The sequence below is a fragment of the Pseudoalteromonas sp. bablab_jr010 genome (assembly GCF_016464105.1).
Lineage (GTDB): Bacteria > Pseudomonadota > Gammaproteobacteria > Enterobacterales > Alteromonadaceae > Pseudoalteromonas > Pseudoalteromonas simplex.
The window spans coordinates 186604-207209 of the sequence record NZ_JACDWV010000201.1; the positions used below are offsets into that span (position 1 = coordinate 186604).

The 20606-nt window shown below is 41.7% G+C and carries 20 protein-coding genes; 10 read left to right on the forward strand and 10 right to left on the reverse strand.

Annotated elements, in window-relative coordinates; translation table 11 throughout:
- Nucleotides 1-56: 56 nt before the first annotated feature.
- The gene (queG, locus tag JIG37_RS21545; protein WP_199530296.1) at nt 57-1190 is read left to right on the forward strand and encodes a tRNA epoxyqueuosine(34) reductase QueG; all 1134 of its coding nucleotides are present in this window, start codon (nt 57-59) and stop codon (nt 1188-1190) included.
- Nucleotides 1191-1206: 16 nt separating this feature from the next.
- On the opposite strand, the gene JIG37_RS21550 is transcribed toward queG, so the two are convergent.
- The 3 genes from JIG37_RS21550 to JIG37_RS21560 all read right to left on the reverse strand — a co-directional run bounded on the left by JIG37_RS21550 (nt 1207) and on the right by JIG37_RS21560 (nt 4937).
- Nucleotides 1207-2334, reverse strand: coding sequence for a response regulator (locus JIG37_RS21550; RefSeq protein WP_199530246.1), 1128 nt, complete (start codon nt 2332-2334; stop codon nt 1207-1209).
- Nucleotides 2335-2353: 19 nt separating this feature from the next.
- Complete coding sequence (locus JIG37_RS21555; RefSeq protein ID WP_199530247.1) at nt 2354-4303, reverse strand: ATP-binding protein; 1950 nt, start codon at nt 4301-4303, stop codon at nt 2354-2356.
- A gap of 142 nt (nt 4304-4445) precedes the next feature.
- The gene (locus JIG37_RS21560; protein ID WP_138616213.1) at nt 4446-4937 is read right to left on the reverse strand and encodes a GNAT family N-acetyltransferase; all 492 of its coding nucleotides are present in this window, start codon (nt 4935-4937) and stop codon (nt 4446-4448) included.
- 75 nt (nt 4938-5012) lie between these two features.
- Between JIG37_RS21560 and JIG37_RS21565 the strand changes: the two genes are divergently transcribed.
- From JIG37_RS21565 to JIG37_RS21590, 6 genes are all read left to right on the forward strand, one after another.
- Nucleotides 5013-5588 (forward strand): glutathione peroxidase, encoded by a 576-nt coding sequence (locus JIG37_RS21565; RefSeq protein WP_199530248.1) that lies wholly within the window; start codon nt 5013-5015, stop codon nt 5586-5588.
- Nucleotides 5589-5661: 73 nt separating this feature from the next.
- On the forward strand, nt 5662-5943 hold the full coding sequence (locus JIG37_RS21570) for a peptidylprolyl isomerase (protein ID WP_054552716.1): 282 nt from the start codon (nt 5662-5664) through the stop codon (nt 5941-5943).
- A gap of 60 nt (nt 5944-6003) precedes the next feature.
- Nucleotides 6004-6582: a glutathione S-transferase family protein gene (locus JIG37_RS21575; RefSeq protein WP_194441977.1), complete on the forward strand. Its 579-nt coding sequence runs from the start codon at nt 6004-6006 to the stop codon at nt 6580-6582.
- Between the two features lie 17 nt (nt 6583-6599).
- Nucleotides 6600-6950: a DUF2750 domain-containing protein gene (locus JIG37_RS21580; RefSeq protein WP_054552718.1), complete on the forward strand. Its 351-nt coding sequence runs from the start codon at nt 6600-6602 to the stop codon at nt 6948-6950.
- Between the two features lie 115 nt (nt 6951-7065).
- Complete coding sequence (locus JIG37_RS21585) at nt 7066-7743, forward strand: hypothetical protein (RefSeq protein ID WP_199530297.1); 678 nt, start codon at nt 7066-7068, stop codon at nt 7741-7743.
- A 112-nt stretch (nt 7744-7855) separates the two neighbouring features.
- Nucleotides 7856-10426: a M1 family metallopeptidase gene (locus JIG37_RS21590; protein WP_199530249.1), complete on the forward strand. Its 2571-nt coding sequence runs from the start codon at nt 7856-7858 to the stop codon at nt 10424-10426.
- Nucleotides 10427-10595: 169 nt separating this feature from the next.
- On the opposite strand, the gene JIG37_RS21595 is transcribed toward JIG37_RS21590, so the two are convergent.
- Nucleotides 10596-11465 carry a hypothetical protein gene (locus JIG37_RS21595; RefSeq protein WP_199530250.1) on the reverse strand — a complete coding sequence of 290 codons (870 nt, stop codon included), beginning with the start codon at nt 11463-11465 and terminating at the stop codon, nt 10596-10598.
- Nucleotides 11466-11695: 230 nt separating this feature from the next.
- On the opposite strand from JIG37_RS21595, the gene JIG37_RS21600 reads away from it, so the two are divergent.
- The 3 genes from JIG37_RS21600 to yjjG are packed head-to-tail and all read left to right on the forward strand — an operon-like array spanning nt 11696 to nt 13870.
- Complete coding sequence (locus JIG37_RS21600) at nt 11696-12595, forward strand: phosphoribulokinase (RefSeq protein WP_199530251.1); 900 nt, start codon at nt 11696-11698, stop codon at nt 12593-12595.
- A 49-nt stretch (nt 12596-12644) separates the two neighbouring features.
- A complete protein-coding gene (yjjX, locus tag JIG37_RS21605; protein WP_199530252.1) occupies nt 12645-13184 on the forward strand; it encodes an inosine/xanthosine triphosphatase in 540 nt (179 codons plus the stop codon).
- 11 nt (nt 13185-13195) lie between these two features.
- Nucleotides 13196-13870, forward strand: coding sequence for a pyrimidine 5'-nucleotidase (gene yjjG, locus JIG37_RS21610; RefSeq protein WP_199530253.1), 675 nt, complete (start codon nt 13196-13198; stop codon nt 13868-13870).
- A gap of 71 nt (nt 13871-13941) precedes the next feature.
- Here the strand turns inward: yjjG and lpxC are convergent, their stop codons facing one another.
- The 6 genes from lpxC to murC all read right to left on the reverse strand — a co-directional run bounded on the left by lpxC (nt 13942) and on the right by murC (nt 20605).
- On the reverse strand, nt 13942-14853 hold the full coding sequence (gene lpxC / locus JIG37_RS21615) for a UDP-3-O-acyl-N-acetylglucosamine deacetylase (RefSeq protein ID WP_036971181.1): 912 nt from the start codon (nt 14851-14853) through the stop codon (nt 13942-13944).
- A gap of 104 nt (nt 14854-14957) precedes the next feature.
- Nucleotides 14958-16205: a cell division protein FtsZ gene (gene ftsZ / locus JIG37_RS21620; RefSeq protein WP_054552725.1), complete on the reverse strand. Its 1248-nt coding sequence runs from the start codon at nt 16203-16205 to the stop codon at nt 14958-14960.
- 21 nt (nt 16206-16226) lie between these two features.
- Nucleotides 16227-17459, reverse strand: coding sequence for a cell division protein FtsA (gene ftsA / locus JIG37_RS21625; protein ID WP_054552726.1), 1233 nt, complete (start codon nt 17457-17459; stop codon nt 16227-16229).
- Entirely contained in the window at nt 17456-18235 is a 780-nt protein-coding gene (locus JIG37_RS21630) for a cell division protein FtsQ/DivIB (RefSeq protein ID WP_054552727.1), read from the reverse strand. The genes ftsA and JIG37_RS21630 overlap by 4 nt, the downstream gene beginning before the upstream one ends.
- Nucleotide 18236: 1 nt before the next feature.
- Nucleotides 18237-19157: a D-alanine--D-alanine ligase gene (locus JIG37_RS21635; RefSeq protein WP_199530254.1), complete on the reverse strand. Its 921-nt coding sequence runs from the start codon at nt 19155-19157 to the stop codon at nt 18237-18239.
- A complete protein-coding gene (gene murC / locus JIG37_RS21640; protein WP_138598840.1) occupies nt 19154-20605 on the reverse strand; it encodes a UDP-N-acetylmuramate--L-alanine ligase in 1452 nt (483 codons plus the stop codon). The genes JIG37_RS21635 and murC overlap by 4 nt, the downstream gene beginning before the upstream one ends.
- Between the last annotated feature and the right edge of the window lies 1 nt (nt 20606).

Here is a 20606-nt window from a genome sequence, read left to right on the forward strand (position 1 = left end):
TGCTCTGAGTCAAACTATGTTAAAGTAGCCGCTTCTTGGCTACTTTTTTATTGACCGTGACAACACCCGCTATTGATTATGAACAACTCGCACTGCAAATAAAGCAATGGGGTAAAGACCTTGGCTTTGCAGAAGTCGGGATCACTGATATTGACCTAACGAAACATGAAGCTCAACTGCAGCGCTGGTTAGATTTAGGCTATCACGGTGAGATGGAATACATGGCAGCCCATGGTATGAAGCGAGCACGCCCCGCAGAGCTGGTACCTGGCACGCAGCGAGTCATCTCAGTAAAAATGAACTACCTACCGCCTGATGCAAGCTTTGCTAGGAACCTCAAGCAAACAGATAAAGCGTACATCAGTCGCTATGCATTAGGTCGTGACTATCATAAATTAATTCGCAACCGCCTAAAAAAATTAGGCCAACAAATAGAGCAGCATATAGGCCAGCTAGGTTTTCGTCCTTTTGTTGATTCAGCCCCCGTGCTTGAAAGACAACTAGCCGAAAAAGCAGGCTTAGGCTGGCGTGGTAAAAACAGTTTGCTAATCAATAAAGAAGCGGGCTCTTGGTTTTTCTTAGGGGAGCTGTTTGTTGATATCCCCCTGCCTATTGATGAAGAAAATAGCTTTGAGGGCTGTGGTAAATGCGTTGCCTGTATGACACTGTGCCCAACCGGCGCGATTGTCGAGCCTTATGTAGTTGATGCCCGCAAATGTATCTCTTACCTTACCATTGAATTGCAAGGCGCTATTCCTGAAGAGTATCGCCCACTGTTAGGTAATCGCGTTTATGGCTGTGATGACTGCCAATTAGTTTGCCCATGGAATCGTTATGGTCAGCTCACCGATGAAGCTGACTTTCATCCAAGAAAACAACTTAAAGATCAAGACTTACTGACTTTATTTGCATGGGATGAAGCAACCTTTCTTAAAAATACCGAAGGCAGCCCTATACGCCGTATTGGTCACGAGCGCTGGTTAAGGAACCTCGCTGTCGGATTAGGTAACGCTGATTACAATGAGCAGATAATTGAGGCTTTAGAGCAAAGATTAACAACCGCTAGCGCTTTGGTCGCTGAGCATATTGAATGGGCGCTTGATCAGCAAAAAAATAAGCGCCAGTTAAAGCTTCGTAAAACTGCGCGCTTAATTCGCATTGTTGAAAAAGGCCTACCCAGAGATGCTTGATAGCTTAAGTTGTAACTTACTGCTTTAATAATTGCGATAAATCATTTTCAATCTCTTTAAAGGCCGCTTTTACTCCCTGAACTGACTCTTCACGTGCAACAGAGTTTTGAATGGTTTCGTCGACCTTTTGATAGATAAAAACCTCTTGGTCCTCATCTAAGCCCATGGTCGGAATACGTCGTTCTAAGTCTTCTTGGAGCTGCTTAAATACAGCCTCGTTATTTACACGATTTTCATTTAGAAGTTCGATGAGTCCCGAAAACTTGCTGTGAACTTTACCTACAGCATCATTAAGTTGTTGCTGTTGTCTGAGCAATTCTTTTTTTGTGATGATCGCTTTAAGCTGCTGCTCTGTAACACTGACTAAAAAGCAAATATGATCCCGAATTCGACCATGCTTATCAGGGTCTTGGTCTGGCATATTTAAGATTAGTAAGCTGATCATGTCGTAATTGACTAAAATTCGATTCGAAAATTCATGGAGTCGGCCTTTATTTTTGAGCATTTCAAATAACTCAATAACGATTGGCGAACACATGCCCGAAATTGAAAAGTGCTCAATGCCAGACTCTAAGCGAAACTCAACATTGCTTTGTAAATCAAATGAGCTTAGACAGTTAAGCAGAGCCTTGCCCAGCTCTTGCTCATCTTCAATAGCACCTATATGCTCGATATAGTTGACTATTTGCCCCATTTCACTGCTGTTCGCCATGGCATTAAATGCTGTTGAAGTCGCATCTTCAACTTGTTGCTCTAGCGATTCTTTTTCTATCAATACTTGATGTAAGTGCTGCAGTTTAAGCTTTAATTCTTCATGCCCGAATGGTTTAACTATATAGTCCTCAGCTCCGACTGAATAGCCTTCCATACGCTCTTCAACCGTTCCTCTTGCTGAAACAAACATAACGATGATTTTCTCGGTATTTGGATTCTCTTTTAGTTTTCGACAAACATCATAACCACTCATTTGTGGCATACTCACATCAAGCAGAATAACCTGAGGATCAAACTCTTCAACTACTGCCAAACACTCTGGACCGCTACTGACCATTTTCAGTTCAAAGTCGAGCTCTTCAAGAATCTCTTCAATAATTTCTAAGTTAAATGGTTCATCATCGACGGCTAAAACTCTCTTTAAGGCCATGTCTAACACTTCCGTTTTATTAATTTAACTTTACAGATCTATCTTCATTCGCTAAGTGTTGAGGTAGATCTATCCTCAATGGAAGCTTTACTAAAATAGTTGCACCTCCATATTCATTATTTCTTGCCGTAATCGTTCCTTGATGTAAGGCTACAAATTCACGACAAATAGCTAAACCAAGTCCTGTACCTCCAGCACCACTATTGGTTTTACTACTTTGCTCAAACTTCGCAAAAATTTTCTCAAGTTCAGACTCGGGAATTCCTATACCACGATCTATTACTGATATTTCAGCCATTTCATTATTCATAGTTAGCTGAATATCTATCTCACTGGCAGGCTCACTAAATTTAAGTGCATTACCAAGCAGGTTGCGCATTATTTGGTTTATCTGCTCTTCGTCACAATCGAGCAAAATACTTTTCTCAAAGCCAATTAAACGAATAGCAATATTTCTCTCAAGAGCAGTCCCAGAGACATCATCAATACTGGTTTTTATAATACTGCTAAGGTTATGTTTTTGCGGATTAAAGGGAAATTTACCAACATCCAGTTTTGAAAGATCAAGCAAATTATTAAGCAGTGACAATAAGCGCTCACCACTTTGTTCTATACGCGATAAATACTTATTTAACTTGTCTTTACTCAGATCATTGTTGGCAACTTTATCAAGTCCAAAACGAGCAAAACTTAAGATTGAATGCATTGGCGTTCTGAGTTCATGAGACATATTCGCTAAAAATTCAGACTTACTTAAGTTTGCAGCTTCAGCCACATCTTTTGCGTGCTCTAGTTGAGCTGTTCGCGCTTTTACCTCTTCTTCAAGCAAATCTTTTGCTTCAAGTAGCAAATCTTCCTTTTCTTTTAAGTGTGTAACGTTTTTAAAGATCCCCGCTAACGCAATCTCGCCGTGATGATCTATTTCATTAAACGATCCCACTAATGGAATATCATTGCCATCTTTTTTAAGCATTCTTAGATCACAGCTAAATTGGCGGTTTTTACTTAGCGTCGTAATTTTTTCTTTAATACGTGTTATTGAAGGCGCATCAAAAAAATCAAATATCGAACAGCTTTCAAATTCATGGTGCTGTTTATCAAATAATTGTTCACAGGCATCGTTGGTTTCGATCACCTTTCCGCATCGTTCAAATAAAATAATAGCGTCGGGAGTATGCTTAAAAATAACTCTTAATAAACTGTCCTTTTCTATAAGCGCATCAACGGTACTCTGCAGTCTTTCAACGAGTTCTGAATTATGACGTTTGAGAAGCTCTGTTTGCCATAGTTTATGAACTGATTGCAATAAACCATTATCATCAATCGGTTTGATCAAAACATCTTCAACACCCTGACGAATGGCAGCAACCATGGAAACTTGATCAGGCTTTGAGGTATACAATAAACAACGACTTTCAGGCTGCAACGACTTCAGCTTTATAAACAATTCAAGCCCTGTTCCATCTTCAAAAGTAAAATCACTAATCAATAAATCAATTGCATGCTCATGAATTAACTCCATTGCAAAGCTCATGTTATCAGCGGTGATGGTTTTGATATGCGCGCCCTTTAAGTTTTGCGCTATTTTTTGTAACCGGTCGGGACAATGATCAACGAGCAATACAGTAGGAAGTTTGAGGATATTGTCGCTGTCTAATTCTAATATTCCCTCTAGAAGCGTGCTTATCTCTTTATTTGCGAAAAAAGGGTATATAACAACGGCATTAGGTAAGAGACGGTTAATTTCACTAAAATGTTCAAGTAAGTCACTGCGTTGTGCTTTCGGTGCGAGTAATAAGAAATGCTCTTGAGAAAAGTCATTCATTAGTTCTTCAATGATACTTGTTGGCACCCCATGTGAAGCAGCAACGAGATCATATTGCTGTTTTAGAACGGTATCATCTATCATTGAAAAGTGTAATAGCTCAACTTCGCAACCGATAAGCTCGAGTAGAACTTTTACACGCATCGCAAGTACACTATTACTATCAACTATTAATATTTTTCGCACCGTAAATAAGACTCACTATAAAAACCGACCTTTTTAGCGTAGTCTAAAAATCTTTTACCGCACAATTTACACCGTATTTTTTTACTAGTTTTTGAGAAGGTTAAGGCTGCAAGTGCTTACCCAAAATTGTCAAGCCATAAGCTTTATCATCCATAATTGCAATTTCTGGAAGCTCTCCCCAAACCTTGTATTCAAAACGATTAAACAGTTTTATGCTCGGTAGGTTATGGCTGAAGATAAAAGCTAACAATACCTTGATATTAAGTGTTTTTGCATGCTGTTCTGAAAATGTAAGCAATTGTTTACCTAGCCCTTGCCCTTGAGCCTGCTGGGTGATGTAAATACTAATCTCAACCGTGCCATCGTAAGCTGGGCGGCCATAAAAAGACTTATAACTTAACCAAGCAATTACTTTACCTTGTTGCTCAAAAACAAAGATAGGTCTTTTTTCTGTATGGCTATCAAACCAAGCTTGTTTGTCTGCAACCGATACCTCTTCGGTATCTGCAGTTACCATTCGCCCAGGGATGGTTTCGTTATAAATCGCGACTATGTCAGTTAAATCGTTTTGTGTTGCTTTGCGAATCGTCATAAATAGCTGAAATTAAATGATCACTTTGCTGCATATTAGCGTATATTCATCACAAATAACTAGCGGGAAATAACTATGTATAAATATGCTTTGTTACTTGCAGCAGGCCTAATAGCAACTAACCTTGCAGCACAAACCACTGAGGCTACGCAAACTGCTAAAGCAAATAGCCAATGTGATGATTTTACCAATGTCACTATGAGAAAGTTACGCTCAAAAGAGTCAATTAACTTCTGCGAATTCAAAGACAAACCACTGCTCATTGTAAATACCGCTAGTAATTGTGGTTTTACCGGCCAGTTTGAAGGCTTAGAAGCCATTCATAAAGAATATAAAGACCAAGGCTTAGTAGTACTAGGGTTTCCATCAGATGACTTTTTCCAAGAAGAAGACGATGAAAAAGACACTGCAAAAGTATGTTTCATCAATTATGGCGTAACCTTTAATATGCTGGCTACCAGTGCCGTTCGCGGTAGCGATGCAAACCCGATATTTAAACACCTAAACGAAGCAACTAGCTCACCTAACTGGAACTTTTACAAATATTTAGTGTCTGCTGACCGTAAGACAGTGCAGCGCTTTAATAGTAAAACTAAGCCACAATCGCAAACTTTACGCGATGCAATTGAAGCTGAGCTAACTGCAAAATAAATTTAATTTTTCGTTCGGTAAATATTGAACTAAACTAGTGATTTAATACTAAAACACACATTAGGGAGATGTTATGGCAGTAGCCAGTGCAAGACACATTCTCGTAGACAGTGAAGCTCACTGTTTGGATTTAAAGCAGCAAATTGAGCAAGGAGCTGACTTTGCAGAGCTTGCTCGTGCTCATTCTAATTGCCCATCAGGTCAAGATGGTGGTGCATTAGGTGAGTTTGGCCCTGGCATGATGGTTCCAGAGTTCGACAAAGTCGTTTTCTCTGCACCAATAAACCAAGTACAAGGCCCAGTGCAGACCCAGTTTGGTTATCATCTTCTAGAAGTAACAAGCCGTACTGACTAATTTACAAATCGATTTCAAAAAGCCGCTTCATAGCGGCTTTTTTTTGCGAAGGATCTCAAAATGAAACTTTTAGGCTCGACCACCTCACCTTTTGTGCGCCGTATTCGGATTTGGGCTGCACTTAATAACCTAGCTATTGATTTTATTAATTTGGATATTTTCTCTGAGCAAGACAGACAAACCATGATTGCTCATAACCCTGCCAGAAAAATTCCTGTATTAATCGACCATGATTTTACCTTATGTGATTCCAACTCCATTATTCGCTATCTGCTCGAAAAAGCAGATCAGCCATTACTTAGCTGGCAGCAAGAGAACTACTTAACCATTATCAATGCCTGCAATGATTCACTGGTAGAAATTTTACTTTGTCAGCGTTCAGGGTTTGATACCAGCAGCGATAAACTATTTTTTAATTTACAGAATGAACGAATTGTTGAAACATTAGCCTATTTAAATACTCATTTATCGGAGCCAGTATTTAAAAGCTGTGAATACCTCAACATCAGTTTATACTGCTTGCTAGATTGGATCCGCTTCCGCGAATTAACTGATTTTAGCCAACTAAATAACTTAGTTGATTTTTATCATAAATTCGCCGATAAAGCGGCAGTACAACAAACAGATCCACGAAAATAAAGATAAGGGTTACGCAAATGAGCGATATCGAAATTGAATCAGAATTAGTTAGCTTTGTAGAAAAAGTTCGTTTGAACGAATCTATGTGGGCACTCGGTGCCGAAGATGGTGGTTTTGTTGTCTGTGAATCAAACCAATTTAGCGACACAGATGTGCTATTACTTTGGGGCACTGAAGACGCTGCAAAAGCACAATGTAAAGATGAGTGGCAAGACTATACCCCTGTTGAAATTGGCCTAGACGAATTTCTTGATGAGTGGGTTGAAGACCTTAACGAAGATGATGCGCTTGTTGGTTTAAACTGGAACGATGATCAAGTATGCGTTGAAATCGAACCGGTTGGTTTAGCTAAAGCTCTTTGCGATTAATAGCAATCCCTAAGCTTATAACGACACGGCCGTATTTATGGCAGTGTCGTTAAGCTGGAAACTTGATACTTATCAGGTATACTCTTCGACACATCTTTATTATCAAGGTATTAGGTTGAAGTCCCATCTTGGTCGCAGGCCCTTTTCGGCCATGGAATTACATACCCTGTATAATGGTTACATTTATGGTGATCAGCGTTTAGCACGTGAACAAGCTAAGCATTGGCACTTTTGGCTGCCTTTATTTGCTTATTATACTGGTGCCTACAGCGATGAAATTGGCCATTTAACCCTAGATAACATCGTCACCCTTGATGGCATTCGCTGCTTTGATTTTCATACACATGGCAAGATAAAACCCCGCTATGTGCCTATCCATAATGCATTACTCGATGCTGGACTTGATCAATACTTAGACTTTTTAACAGATCAAAATCAACAACGACTAATGTTTGATTTACCTGCAAAATCAGGTCGCTATAGCGAAAAAGTACGCATTTGGTTTTCGGGTGAAGGTGAACGCGCTGGTTATTTGCAAAAGTGTGCTATTCCTACTGTTGATCAGCAAGGTATGAAAACCGCAATTAGTAGCTTACGGCTCAACTTTGAACAACAAGTGCGAATTCATGCACTGCAAGCCAACTGCAAAGACGCCTTTAACTACTTGCTTGGTTTTAAAGATTTCAACGAACAACGCTTTGCTGATATACAATTATTAAATACCGTGCTGCAAAACGTCCGACAAATAAACCCGCAACTGCATTGGCTGCGTTTCATTGACCGCCATAATTAGCTGACAAACTTTGTTACTAACTATTTATTACTGTTCAAATTAAAACCTGATAGCATAGTTATTCGCCCCTCATAGCAGGTGCCTTTCTAACAACAAAAAATCAGGGATACTTATGTTCTTAAAAAGCCTATTAACGGTGAGTGTTGCACTTGCTGTTAGCTCTGCCCATGCCAATGAATATGTTATCGAAAAGCTTGCCAAGCCCAGCTCACAACAAGTAGAACTTACGCTTGATCCTGCCAAAGACAATTTTTCTGGTCATACCGAAATTGCTTTAGAGGTTCTAAAAGCAACCAATTATATCGAATTAAACGGTATTGATTATGCGGTTAGCATGGCGAAAATTTTAGGTGCAGAAAACTGTGACCTAAGTGCTGAAATGCTAAAAACAGGCAAAGTTAAATTCACTTGTGAAGAAAAAATCCAACCAGGTAAATACACTTTAAAAGTTGATTTTACCGCCCCTTATAACCGCCAAAGTGTTGGTTTATATAAAACTTTAGATCAAGGCACACCTTATCTTTTCACGCAATTTGAAATGAGCGATGCGCGTCGTGCATTCCCGGTTTTTGACGAGCCAAGTTATAAAATTCCATTTCAGCTAACTATCACAGCGCCAACATCACAAAAAGTGTATGCCAATACACCGGTTTTAAAAACCAAAGTTGATGGCGATATGACAACGCACTTTTTTGACAAAACGCCTCCTATTCCTTCTTACTTAGTCGCCATGGCTGTGGGCCCGTTTGAAGAGCTTGAAATTAAAGGCATGCCAATTCCTGGCCGCGTACTGACTCCACAAGGCAAAATTCACCTTGCTGATTACGCAAAAGAAAATATGCCGCGAGTGTTAAAAGCCCTAGAAGATTATTTTGGCATTCCTTACGTATACAAAAAGCTAGACTCAGTGGCAGTGCCAGAGTTTCCATTTGGCGCAATGGAAAACGCAGGCCTAGTGACTTATCGTGAAGACATTTTACTAGTAGACCTAGCAACAGCAACGCGCAGCAAAAAAGAGCGTAATGTATCAATCATTGCCCATGAGTTAGCGCACCAGTGGTACGGTAACTTAGTGACTATGAAGTGGTGGAATGATTTATGGTTAAACGAAGCATTCGCAAGTTGGATGGCAGCGAAAATCACTGCACAAATCAACCCTGAGTTTGAGTCGCACTTAGACTTGCCACAAAACCATGTGATGGCACTAGATGCGCGTCTAAGTACTAAACCTATTCGTAAGCCAATCAAAACTGAAGCTGATATCATGGATGGCCTTGGCCTTGCCTACAGTAAAGGGAGTGCAGTTTTATCTATGGTTGAAAACTGGATTGGCGAAGAGGCATTCCAGCAAGGTATTCGTGCTTACTTGAAGAAATTCTCTTACAAGAATGCAGAAGCTGCTGATCTATGGCAAGCACTAGGCGAAGCGTCTAATAAAGATGTAGCAAGCGTTCTTAAATCGTTTATCGAACAATCATCTTTCCCACTTATCAAAGTAACGCAAGACGGAAAGAAAATTAATATCAGCCAAAGCCGCTTTGTAAATGCTGGCGTTGATGCACCTGCACAACTTTGGAATGTTCCGGTTGCAATTAAGTATGGTGCGGGCGACAAAGTTAAAACCGCAAGTGTTCTGCTGAATAAAGAAACACAGCAACTAACTCTCGACTTTGAACCTGAGTGGATCTACCCAGATCAAGGTGCCATGGGTTATTACCGCTGGGTATTAAATGATGCACAGTTTAATGCCCTGTTAGAGAACGCTGCTGACAAGCTAACGGTACGTGAGCGCTTAGCGCTACTTTCTGCGGTTGATTCATTACTTGATGCAGGTGTTATCTCTGCGGCTCACTTAATGCAAACTTTAGAAGCCTTTGTGAGTGATGCTCACCCATTAGTAGCAAACACAGCATTGGATTACCTTGCTTCTCAAAAGCGCGTATTCGAAGACGATAGTAACCGTGACCTATGGCCTAAGTTTATCCGTAACAGCATTGCACCAGCTGCTAAACAATATGGTTTAACAGCAAAAACAGGTGAAGACGCGGCGGTATCGCAATTGCGTGCGCAAGTTATTGCCCGTTTAGGTTTTGATGGTCAAGACCAAAAAGTCATTGATACTGCAAAAGCACAAGCGGCACTGTACTTAAACAACCCTGAAAATGTTGACCCATATTTAGCCTCAACTTACTTAAACCTTGCGGCTTACCATGGCGATGCAAAGTTACTTGAAAAGTACAAACAAACCTTTAAAACCACCAAAGATCCACAAGTGCGTACTAAGATGCTGGCAGCGATGGGTTACTTTGGTAAACCTGAGTTACAAAAAGCGGTTCTAGAATACAGCTTAACAGATAACGTAACAGCCTCTGATATGCGTACGTTATTAGGTGGTTTAGGCTATGGTAAAGAACGTGAAGCACTGTTTATTGAGTGGATTTACAACAATTACGATGCCATCACTAAGAACTTACCGCCGTTCTTTGTACCAAACTTACCGTTCTTCACGACGGCAAGCTGTGATGCGAAAAGCCTAGAGAAAACCAAAACCTTCTTCAACGATAAAATCACTGAAGTACCAGGTTATGCACGTTCTCTTAGTAAGCTTGAAGAAAGCATTAATGATTGTATTGCACTGAAAAACCGTGAGTTAAACTCGGTGAATAGCTTCCTTAAGCGCTAATTAAAGCAAATGCAAAAAGGGCCACAATGTGGTCCTTTTTTATTGCGCTAAAATAGCAGTTAACTTAGTTATAAATTGCTCTGCAGCTTCAGGTGAGGTGACTTTAAATGCAATACCATAATGAATGGGCTATACACTTTTATAAACGCGAGTCGGAAAACGGGTCATTTCACTTATTACATACAAATGCCAGTTTGCTCTGTTTGTAATTTAACCGTGAGATTGAACCTTCACAAAAGCGTCTTAAATCAAGCCACTGTGATACCACTTCAGGCTCAGTCAAACTGCGCTTGTGAACTCGGTTATTAACCGCATAGGCCACAGTGTCTTTGTCAATTAAAGCAAAGTCTTGCACCGACTCAGGTAATCTAAATAAATCACTAACTTCCTCAGTTTGCGGCGCAAAGCGTGCAACCCAATGTTGGTTGTTTTTGTTATAACTAAATAAATAACTGTTTGTGTGTTTATCAAAAATTAAAGTACGGCCAATACCACCGGCAATGACACGCGGTCTAGCAGCTGCAACACGAGTGTATTGCAATGTATGCGGCTCACCTAAGATAAACATGATGAGGTCTTCATCAGCGCCCCACGCATGGTAGCCAACCGGCTCAATCCATTCAAAAATTCGGCTCGCGGCAGGCTCTTCTGCTAGTGGGTACTGCCATAACTTTTGCTTACCATCTGCTTCGACCACGATTGCCGACAAGGCTTGCTGATTTGGCATTAGCGTTGGCGAGTATTCACTGACAGGAGTGTTGGTGATATTCACGCTGCTCTTAGATGCAAAGTCATAAAACGCAATATCGGTTTGTGACTGGCCATTTTCGCCAACAACTTCATGGGTGTAGTAAAGCCCAGTATCAACTAAAAATGGTTGATTATTATACGTTTTATCATCGGTTACTCGCGACACCTGCATACCATATGGGGTGTCTAAATCGGCAAGTAATATTTCGCTTTTAGGCATCGCTGCATGTGCGTGACTGGTAAACAATGTCCCTGCTGCGACGAAAAGTAAAGACGAAATCAATTTCATGTTGTTCTCTCGTTTTAATTTTTATCAACCCATGATAGCGTTAATTAATCCGCCAGTCACTTGACCTTACCATGCTCGACCTTTATAACTAGGACGTGTTCGTTTTTTATCGGTTTCTACTGATTGATTTTATGCACGATAATACCAATCGAGTTATGCCACTGACCATTTAACACACTAGAATGGTTAAATTTTTAAGCCGACTGGTATCAACAATAACGAGAATAATTATGTCAGCTAAACACCCTATCATCGCTATTACCGGTTCATCTGGGGCGGGAACTACCACAACCACCAATGCAATTAAGCACATTTTTAGAAGCTTAAGCATTGATGCAGCCTTCATCGAAGGCGATAGCTTTCATCGTTATACTCGCCCTGAAATGGATAAAAAAATCCGTGAAGCACAACAAGAAGGTAAGCACATTAGCTACTTTGGCCGAGAAGCTAATGATTTTGGTGCCCTTGAAGAGCTTTTTTACCAATATGGCGAAACCGGCCGAGGTAAAATCAGACGTTACTTACATACTTTCGACGAAGCGGTCCCTTATAACCAACTTCCAGGAACTTTTACCCCTTGGCAAGATTTAGAATCAAATACTGATATCTTATTCTATGAAGGTCTTCATGGTGGTGCTGTCGATGAGAATCATGATGTTGCTAAGCATGTCGATTTATTGATTGGCATGGTGCCAATTATCAACCTTGAGTGGATCCAAAAACTCATTCGCGACACCTCTGAACGAGGCCATTCGCGAGAAGCGGTAATGGGCTCTATTGTGCGTTCAATGGATGACTACATTAACCACATTACCCCGCAGTTTTCACGTACTCATATCAACTTCCAGCGAGTGCCGACGGTTGATACCTCAAACCCATTCAGCGCAAAAGATATTCCTTCTTTAGACGAAAGCTTTGTTGTGATTCGTTTTCGTGGCATAGATGACGTCGATTTTCCGTACTATTTGAGCATGATTGAAGGCAGCTTTATGTCTCGTATCAATACGCTTGTGGTACCTGGAGGCAAAATGGGCTTAGCAATGGAGCTTGTGCTAACCCCGTTGATCAAAGATATTATTTTGAAAAAACGCGCCCTTGAAAATTTAGCCCCGGTTGACTTGCCGATTTAACTCACTCGGGTACACTGCTGACTCTGGTGAAAACAATGGAGTCGTCGCCTTGAAACAAACATTACGTGTTATTGTTGGTTCAAAGAACCCCGTTAAAATTAACGCGGCTAAACATGTCTTTAGTCTTTATTTCCCACATCATACCATTGAGTGCAAAGGTGAAGATGCACCTTCTGGCGTACCTGATCAGCCACTAGGTGAAGATGAAACCCGTATCGGCGCTGAAAATCGCGTTAAGTATTGCCAAGATCACTTTGACGCCGATTTTTATACAGCAATGGAAGGTGGCGCAGAACAATTTAGTTATGGCGCTGCAACCTTTGCCTTTGTAGTGATTGCAAACAAGCAGCAATTTAGCGTGGGTCGCAGTAGCAACCTACCGTTACCGCAACCTTTTTACGATGCCTTGCTAGCTGGTAAAGAACTAGGTGATGTCATGGATGAGGCATTCAATACCGTTAATATCAAACAACAAGGTGGTGCTATTGGCTTATTAACCAATCATCTTGCCACGCGCGAAAGTACTTATGTACAAGCGCTGACATTGGCCATGTCGCCATTTTCACACCCTACCCTATTCAACCAGTAATTAGGATAACCATGAAGTATAGCCACGTATTATTCGATGCCGATGAAACGCTTTTTAGCTTTAATGCATTTGAAGGTTTAAAAGTGATGTTTGCACATTACGGCGTAGAATTTACTGAGTCAGATTATCATCATTACCAAGCAACCAATAAGCCGCTGTGGGTTGCATATCAAAAGCACGAAATTACCGCCAGTGAACTACAGATTACTCGCTTTACAGAATGGGCAAATAAACTCGATGTACCAGCAAAAGAGCTTAACGATGGCTTCTTGGATGCTATGGCCTCTATTTGTGTGCCATTACCTGGTGCAGTTGACTTGCTTACAAAGTTAAAACCACACGCCAAGCTAGGCATTATTACCAATGGGTTTGCTAAGTTACAACAAAAACGCCTAGAGCACACCGGTTTACAGGATATGTTCGATTGGCTGGTTATTTCAGAGTTAGTCGGTAAAGCAAAACCTGCCCCAGAGATTTTTCAACATACATTTCAATTAATGGGCAATCCACCAAAAGAGCAGATTTTAATGGTAGGCGATACAGCTGCCAGTGATATTTTAGGTGGTCACAATGTGGGTATCGACACGTGTTGGTTACAACACCCAGAAGTTGAGCTACCTGAAGATATTAAACCAACTTATCAAATCAATCAGTTGGTCGAGCTTGAAGCTATTCTAGGCTTATAATTCTTGATAATAGTTTGGCAAAAAAAATGACGCTTAAAGCGTCATTTTTTATAACTGTAATATGCTTGCGATTAAGCTGTCGCTACTTCTAAGCCTGGTGCTGGCATAGTCACTGGGGTATCGAAAGTTGCCCATTCCCATGCTGACTCAGTCGCCATAATTTTACGAAGTAGTTTATTGTTTAAATCATGGCCTGATTTATAAGCCGTGATTTTACCTAGAATGTTGTGGCCAGTCATAAACATATCGCCCACACAGTCTAAGATCTTGTGTTTAACAAACTCATCGCTATAACGTAAGCCGTTTGGATTTAGTACTTTAAACTCATCCAATACAACTGCGTTATCCATGCTACCACCTAATGCTAGGTTGTTAGCGTGCATATACTCGATATCTTTCATAAAGCCGAAAGTACGTGCGCGGCTGATTTCTTCAGTGAAGCTTTGTGCCGTGATATCTAAACCGATACGTTGGCGGCTTTCATTGATTGCTGGGTGATCAAACGCAATTTCAAAATCGATGTGGAAACCATCGTATGGTTCGATCTCAGCCCATTTATCGCCTTCTTCAATACGTACTTTTTCTTTAATACGAATAAAGCGCTTAGCTGCATTTACTTCTTTAATGCCGCCTTTCTGTAACAAATAGATGAATGGTAATGCACTACCATCCATGATTGGTACTTCTGAGCTGTCTAATTCAACAATTAGATTATCAATACCCATTGCCGCTACCGCCGCAATAAGGTGCTCAGTCGTTGATAAACGAACACCATCTTTGTTTGTCAAACAGGTACACAGTTGCGTATCACCAACGGCTTCTGGTGTTGTTTCAAAATCAACAACCGGATCAAGGTCTACGCGACGAAATACTATCCCAGTATTTGCGCTCGCAGGTCGGAGAGTAATAGTGACCTTCTCACCTTTATGAAGTCCAATTCCTATGGCTTTGACTACTTCTGCAATCGTACGCTGTTTAATCATAGGTTCGCTCACTTATAGTTACAGTTAGACGGCGAATTGTATCATAAATACATTCAACTGCCAATTTGTTTATTTATCGAACAAAATTACCAACAAAAACTGTCTTAGTCAGCTTGCTTTCTTAGGAAAGCTGGAATGTCGAAGTAATCGCCACCCTCTGATTTATCAGACTTTTTGCTGCTCTCAGTGCTGCTAGATACTGAGCTGCTCGTTGTACTTTGTTGTACTGGCTCTTGCTTTTCAGACGCAGATGACATGCTTACATCATCACCGCTGCCTTGACTTGCAAAGCTTGGCACATACATGCTGCTAGTTGTTTGGTTCATTGAGCTTTGTACATCAGAACCTGATGCTTTTTTAAAGCCATTATCCACAATACCAAACTGTGGACGACGATCGCCGCCTAAACCTGTTGCAACAACCGTTACACGTAACTCGTCGCTCATTTCAGGGTCAATTACCGCACCCACAACCACTGTTGCGTTTTCTGACGCAAGTGCTTTAACGTGGTTACCAACAATTTCAAATTCTTCAATCGCAATATCCATACCTGCCGTGATATTAACTAAGATACCTTTAGCACCTGTTAAATCGACATCTTCAAGTAGTGGGCTTGAGATAGCCGCTTCTGCAGCTTCTTGCGCACGGTCAGGGCCAGACGCAGATGCTGTGCCCATCATCGCAGTACCCATCGCTGACATAACTGTACGTACGTCGGCGAAATCCACGTTGATTAGACCAGAACGTGTGATTAGTTCTGCAATACCTTGTACCGCACCAAATAACACGTCATTCGCTTTTGCGAAGGCATCTAATAGTGTAGTGCCTTTGCCTAAAACTTTAAGCAATTTATTGTTCGGAATTGTAATAAGTGAGTCTACAGTTTCTGACAATTCATTAATGCCTTGTTCAGCAGCTGCAGCACGCTTTTTACCTTCAAAGTCAAACGGGCGCGTTACAACAGCAACCGTTAAAATGCCTAACTCTTTAGCAATTTTAGCAACCACTGGCGCAGCACCTGTACCCGTACCACCGCCCATACCTGCTGCGATAAATACCATGTCAGCACCTTCTAAGCTGGCACGGATAGTCTCAGCGTCTTCTTCAGCAGAGTTACGACCCACTTCAGGGTTAGCACCTGCACCTAGACCAGAGGTGATTTGTGTACCTAGCTGCACTGTTACATCAGCAGATGAATTACGTAATGCTTGTGCATCCGTATTCGCAGCAATGAAACGTACACCTTCAATTTGTTGTTTTACCATGTGCTCAACAGCGTTACCGCCGCCACCGCCCACGCCAATTACTTTAATGACAGCTTCTTCGCTGTGCTGTTCCATCATATCAAACATGTTTACTCTCCGACTTGAGTCTTAAAACTCACCTTGGAACCATTTAGTAATACGGTTCCACCAATTATTATCACCTTCTGCTTTCGACTTTTGTGCATTCATCGATTGCATTGTACGGCCGTATTGTAACAAACCAACCGCGGTCGCGTACGAAGGATCATCTACATAATCTGTCAAACCAACAATCCCGATTGGTTTGCCAATTCTGACCGGCATTTGGAAAATGTCTTCTGCCACTTCCATTGCACCCGTCATTTTTGCTGTTCCGCCAGTAATGACGAGACCTGCAGCAATTTGGTCTTCAAAACCTGAGCGGCGGATTTCTTCCATCGCCAACTCGAATAATTCTCTAAAACGTGGCTCAACAACCTCAGCTAAGGTATGGCGCGACATAATACGCGCTGGTCGGCCACCCACACTCGGTACTTCAATAGTGTCTTCGTTGCTTGCCATTTGGCTACTCGCACACGCATATTGTACTTTGAGTGACTCGGCATGTGATATAGGCGTTCTAAATATTTTTGCAATATCACCAGTCACTTGGTTACCGGCTACAGGAATAACGGCTGAGTGGCGAAGCGCACCATTAATATAAATGGTGATATCCATGGTACCGCCACCAATATCTAACACGGCTACACCCAGTTCTTTTTCGTCATCTGTAAGTACTGAGTAACATGATGCCAGTGCCGTGAAGATCAACTGATCGACTTCAAGGCCACAACGCTCAACACATTTCTCGATATTCTTTGCCATATCGTTTGAGCAAGTAATGATGTGCGCGCGAGCTTCCATACGTACACCGCTCATGCCAAGTGGGTTTTTAATCCCTTCTTGCATATCGATGCTGTACTCTTGTGGCAATGCATGGAGCATTTTTCGTTCTGCCGAAATAGGCACTGAACGCGCAATGTGGATGACATTTTCAATATCTTCGTCTGTCACTTCCGTGTTGTTAATTGCCACTACACCGCTTTCATTTTGGCACTGGATATGTTTTCCAGAAATCCCTAAATAAACAGAGCTAATACGGCAATCAGCCATTAGCTCAGCTTCATCTATAGCTCGACGAATCGATTCAGAAACAAGGTTAAGGTCGTTAACGCCGCCTTTATCCATACCATGCGATACTTGGCTGCCAACACCCACAATGCTTAGTTTGTTATCTGCGGTGATTTCACCAACGGTGGCCACAACTTTCGATGTGCCAACGTCTAATCCAATCACTAGGTTTCTTTCTGCTGACTTGGTCATGCCTTACTCTTATTTTCTAATTGCTCTTCTTGCACTGGCTTCCAGCTCACTGCAAGACCGGTATCATACCGTAAATCAACAACATCGATTTGTGCATCTGCACGTTGTTCCATGCGCGGATACACGTCAATAAAACGCTGTACACGCTTTGCTTTTTCTTTGCGGCCTAAGTTCAGGCGAATGCCGTTATCAAGCCATAACTGCCACGAAAAGCGCTCAGAAAGCGCTAAACTAGTCAGCTCTAAGTTATTCACTTTGAGCATTTCTTGAAATTGACTAAATGCTGTCCACGCCTCAATCTCACTGCCTTCAGGGCCGTATAATTGTGGCAAGCTTGTGGGTAATTTATCACTACTTGCTTGGAACACTTCGCCTGCTTGGTTTAACAGCATATCACTGTTCCAATGAGCTACAGCTTGATGTTCAACAACATATACTTGCAGGGTATCTGGCCATTGCTTTCTGACCGATGCAGTTGCCACCCACGGCAAGCTTTGTACTAAGCGTTGCACATGTTTTACGTCTAATTCAAAAAAACTCGATAAGTCGGCTTTTTTTATTGCACCAATAATTGCTTTTTCATCAGTATATTGGGGCTGTCCAAGTACTGATAAATGCTTTATTTGTGCGTCTTTGTTTTCTACCAACCAATCTGAGACGCCTGTCGTGATTTTTACTAATGCAAAAATCACGACTAGAAAAAAGCTCACACCAAAAATCAACGACCAATTTAGTTGTTGTTTTAATTGTTGCGCTTTTTCTAAAAAAGGATGCATATTAAAGGGTTTGCTCCAAAATGCGAACAACTAATTGCTCAAAGCTTGCACCATTCGCTTTCGCTGCCATGGGCACTAAAGACTTTTCTGTCATGCCTGGTACCGTATTTACTTCTAATAAGTAAAAGTTACCTTGCTGATCACGCATCGCATCAACACGCCCCCAACCACTTGCACCCGCTAAATCAAATGCTTTTAATGCCATATCTTGCAACAATTCAGTTTCTTGCGCAGATATATCTGCAGGGCAATGATACTGAGTTGTATTCGATTGATACTTAGCTTGATAGTCATAAAAGCCATTTGGCGTCGTCATCTCAATGACAGGCTGAACATCTTGCCCAAGTACAGCAACAGTAAATTCACGGCCAGTGATCCATTGCTCAACAAGCACTTGGCTATCAAACTTAAATGCAGCGTTAAGCGCCGCATCGAGTTGCTCAGCGCTGCTTGCTTCTGCCATACCAATGCTTGAGCCTTCATGTGAGGGTTTTACCATCACTTTACCAAATTCATTAATAATCGCTTGGCTATCAAACTCATGGCGGCTATCAACAACAGTGTAAGGTGCTGTGCTTAGCCCCATTGCTTTAAATAAGTGCTTACAACGCACTTTATCCATCGCAAGCGCAGAACCTAAAACGTCACTGCCAGTATATGGGATACCCATAAATTCAAGTGCACCTTGAATAGTGCCATCTTCGCCACCACGACCATGCAGAGCAATAAACACACGTTCAATGTTTAGCTCTTTTAATTGCCATAGCGGCTGATCTTTCGGATCAAAAGCAATGGCATCAACGCCAGCACTTTGCAAAGCATTCAATACAGCTTGGCCTGATTTAAGAGAGACTTCTCGTTCGGCAGATGTGCCACCAAAAAGTACCGCTACTTTGCCAAATTTGTCACTTAACTGGCTCATACGTTTACCTGCTTTAGTTGTTCAATAGACAACTCGGTTGCTGCTAACTTTTTCACTAACTGGCCAATGTTACCAGCGCCTTGTGTTAAAACTAAATCATTATCTTGCAGTGTACTGGCAAGAACACCAGCAAGCTCGGAGCTGTTGGCAATATGTAATGGTTCTTTACCACGCTGGCGTAAACTACGACATAAACTCTTGCTGTCGGCCCCCACAATTGGCTCTTCACCCGCTGAGTACACATCAAGGAGTAATAACTGGTCAACATCAGCCAGTACTTTGACAAAGTCTTCGTATAAATCACGGGTTCGACTATAACGGTGCGGCTGATAAATCATCACTAAACGTTTATCTGGCCACCCTTCACGAACCGCCGCAATTGTTGCTGCAACTTCTGATGGGTGATGACCATAATCATCAACTAACATCACATTACCGCGTTCATTCTCAAAGCTTCCATAATGCTGAAAACGACGGCCTACGCCTTCAAATTTTGTCAGCGCTTCTAAAATTGCATGGTTAGCTATGTTTTGATCTTTAGCCACCGCAATCGCAGCTGTCGCGTTAAGCGCATTGTGCTTACCCGGCATATTAAGCGTAACGGCTAGGCTTTCACCTTGCTTATTCACAACATTAAATGAACAAGTATTCGCTGCTTGGCTAAAATCAACCATGCGGTAATCAGCTTCTGCCGACTCACCATAGGTAATCACAGGGCGTCCAAAGCGAGGGATCAACTCCGCTGCAACCTCAGAATCAATACACACAACAGCTAAACCATAAAACGGTAAGTTATGAATGAAATCAACATACGTGTCTTTCATTTTTTCTAAGCTACCGCCGTATGTATCCATGTGATCTTCTTCAATATTCGTGATCACCGACACCATAGGCTGTAAGTGTAAGAATGACGCATCACTCTCATCAGCTTCTGCAATTAAAAAGTCGCTTTTACCGACCTTGGCATTACTTCCAGCGCTGTTTAACAAGCCACCAATAATAAAGGTTGGATCAAGGCCCGCTTGTGCATAAATACTTGCTATTAAACTGGTTGTTGTTGTTTTACCATGAGTGCCCGCTACAGCAATACCGTGGCGAAAGCGCATTAATTCTGCCAACATTTCGGCGCGGCGAACAATTGGAATACGTGCCGCTTTTGCTGCTTTAATCTCAGGGTTTTGCTCGTTAATCGCACTTGATACCACGACAACGCTGGCATCTTTTACATTGTTTTCATCATGACCAATAAATACTTCTGCACCCACTTGTATTAAGCGCTCAGTCATCGCACTGTGCGCAATGTCTGAACCTGTGATGCGGTAGCCTTCAAAAGCAAGTACTTCGGCAATACCACCCATGCCTGCACCACCAATACCCACAAAGTGGATGGTGTCGATACGACGCATCGCAGGACGAGTGTTGTTTTCTTTCATCGTGCTTTCTTTCACT

Excerpts from the sequence above, each read along its gene's own strand:
- JIG37_RS21550 (WP_199530246.1), bottom strand. The coding sequence starts at position 2,334 with ATGGCCTTAAAGAGAGTTTTAGCCGTCGATGATGAACCATTTAACTTA.
- JIG37_RS21555 (WP_199530247.1), bottom strand. The coding sequence starts at position 4,303 with ATGCGTGTAAAAGTTCTACTCGAGCTTATCGGTTGCGAAGTTGAGCTA.
- JIG37_RS21560 (WP_138616213.1), bottom strand. The coding sequence starts at position 4,937 with ATGACGATTCGCAAAGCAACACAAAACGATTTAACTGACATAGTCGCG.
- JIG37_RS21565 (WP_199530248.1), top strand. The coding sequence starts at position 5,013 with ATGTATAAATATGCTTTGTTACTTGCAGCAGGCCTAATAGCAACTAAC.
- JIG37_RS21570 (WP_054552716.1), top strand. The coding sequence starts at position 5,662 with ATGGCAGTAGCCAGTGCAAGACACATTCTCGTAGACAGTGAAGCTCAC.
- JIG37_RS21575 (WP_194441977.1), top strand. The coding sequence starts at position 6,004 with ATGAAACTTTTAGGCTCGACCACCTCACCTTTTGTGCGCCGTATTCGG.
- JIG37_RS21580 (WP_054552718.1), top strand. The coding sequence starts at position 6,600 with ATGAGCGATATCGAAATTGAATCAGAATTAGTTAGCTTTGTAGAAAAA.
- JIG37_RS21590 (WP_199530249.1), top strand. The coding sequence starts at position 7,856 with ATGTTCTTAAAAAGCCTATTAACGGTGAGTGTTGCACTTGCTGTTAGC.
- JIG37_RS21595 (WP_199530250.1), bottom strand. The coding sequence starts at position 11,465 with ATGAAATTGATTTCGTCTTTACTTTTCGTCGCAGCAGGGACATTGTTT.
- JIG37_RS21600 (WP_199530251.1), top strand. The coding sequence starts at position 11,696 with ATGTCAGCTAAACACCCTATCATCGCTATTACCGGTTCATCTGGGGCG.
- yjjG (WP_199530253.1), top strand. The coding sequence starts at position 13,196 with ATGAAGTATAGCCACGTATTATTCGATGCCGATGAAACGCTTTTTAGC.
- lpxC (WP_036971181.1), bottom strand. The coding sequence starts at position 14,853 with ATGATTAAACAGCGTACGATTGCAGAAGTAGTCAAAGCCATAGGAATT.
- ftsZ (WP_054552725.1), bottom strand. The coding sequence starts at position 16,205 with ATGTTTGATATGATGGAACAGCACAGCGAAGAAGCTGTCATTAAAGTA.
- ftsA (WP_054552726.1), bottom strand. The coding sequence starts at position 17,459 with ATGACCAAGTCAGCAGAAAGAAACCTAGTGATTGGATTAGACGTTGGC.
- JIG37_RS21630 (WP_054552727.1), bottom strand. The coding sequence starts at position 18,235 with ATGCATCCTTTTTTAGAAAAAGCGCAACAATTAAAACAACAACTAAAT.
- JIG37_RS21635 (WP_199530254.1), bottom strand. The coding sequence starts at position 19,157 with ATGAGCCAGTTAAGTGACAAATTTGGCAAAGTAGCGGTACTTTTTGGT.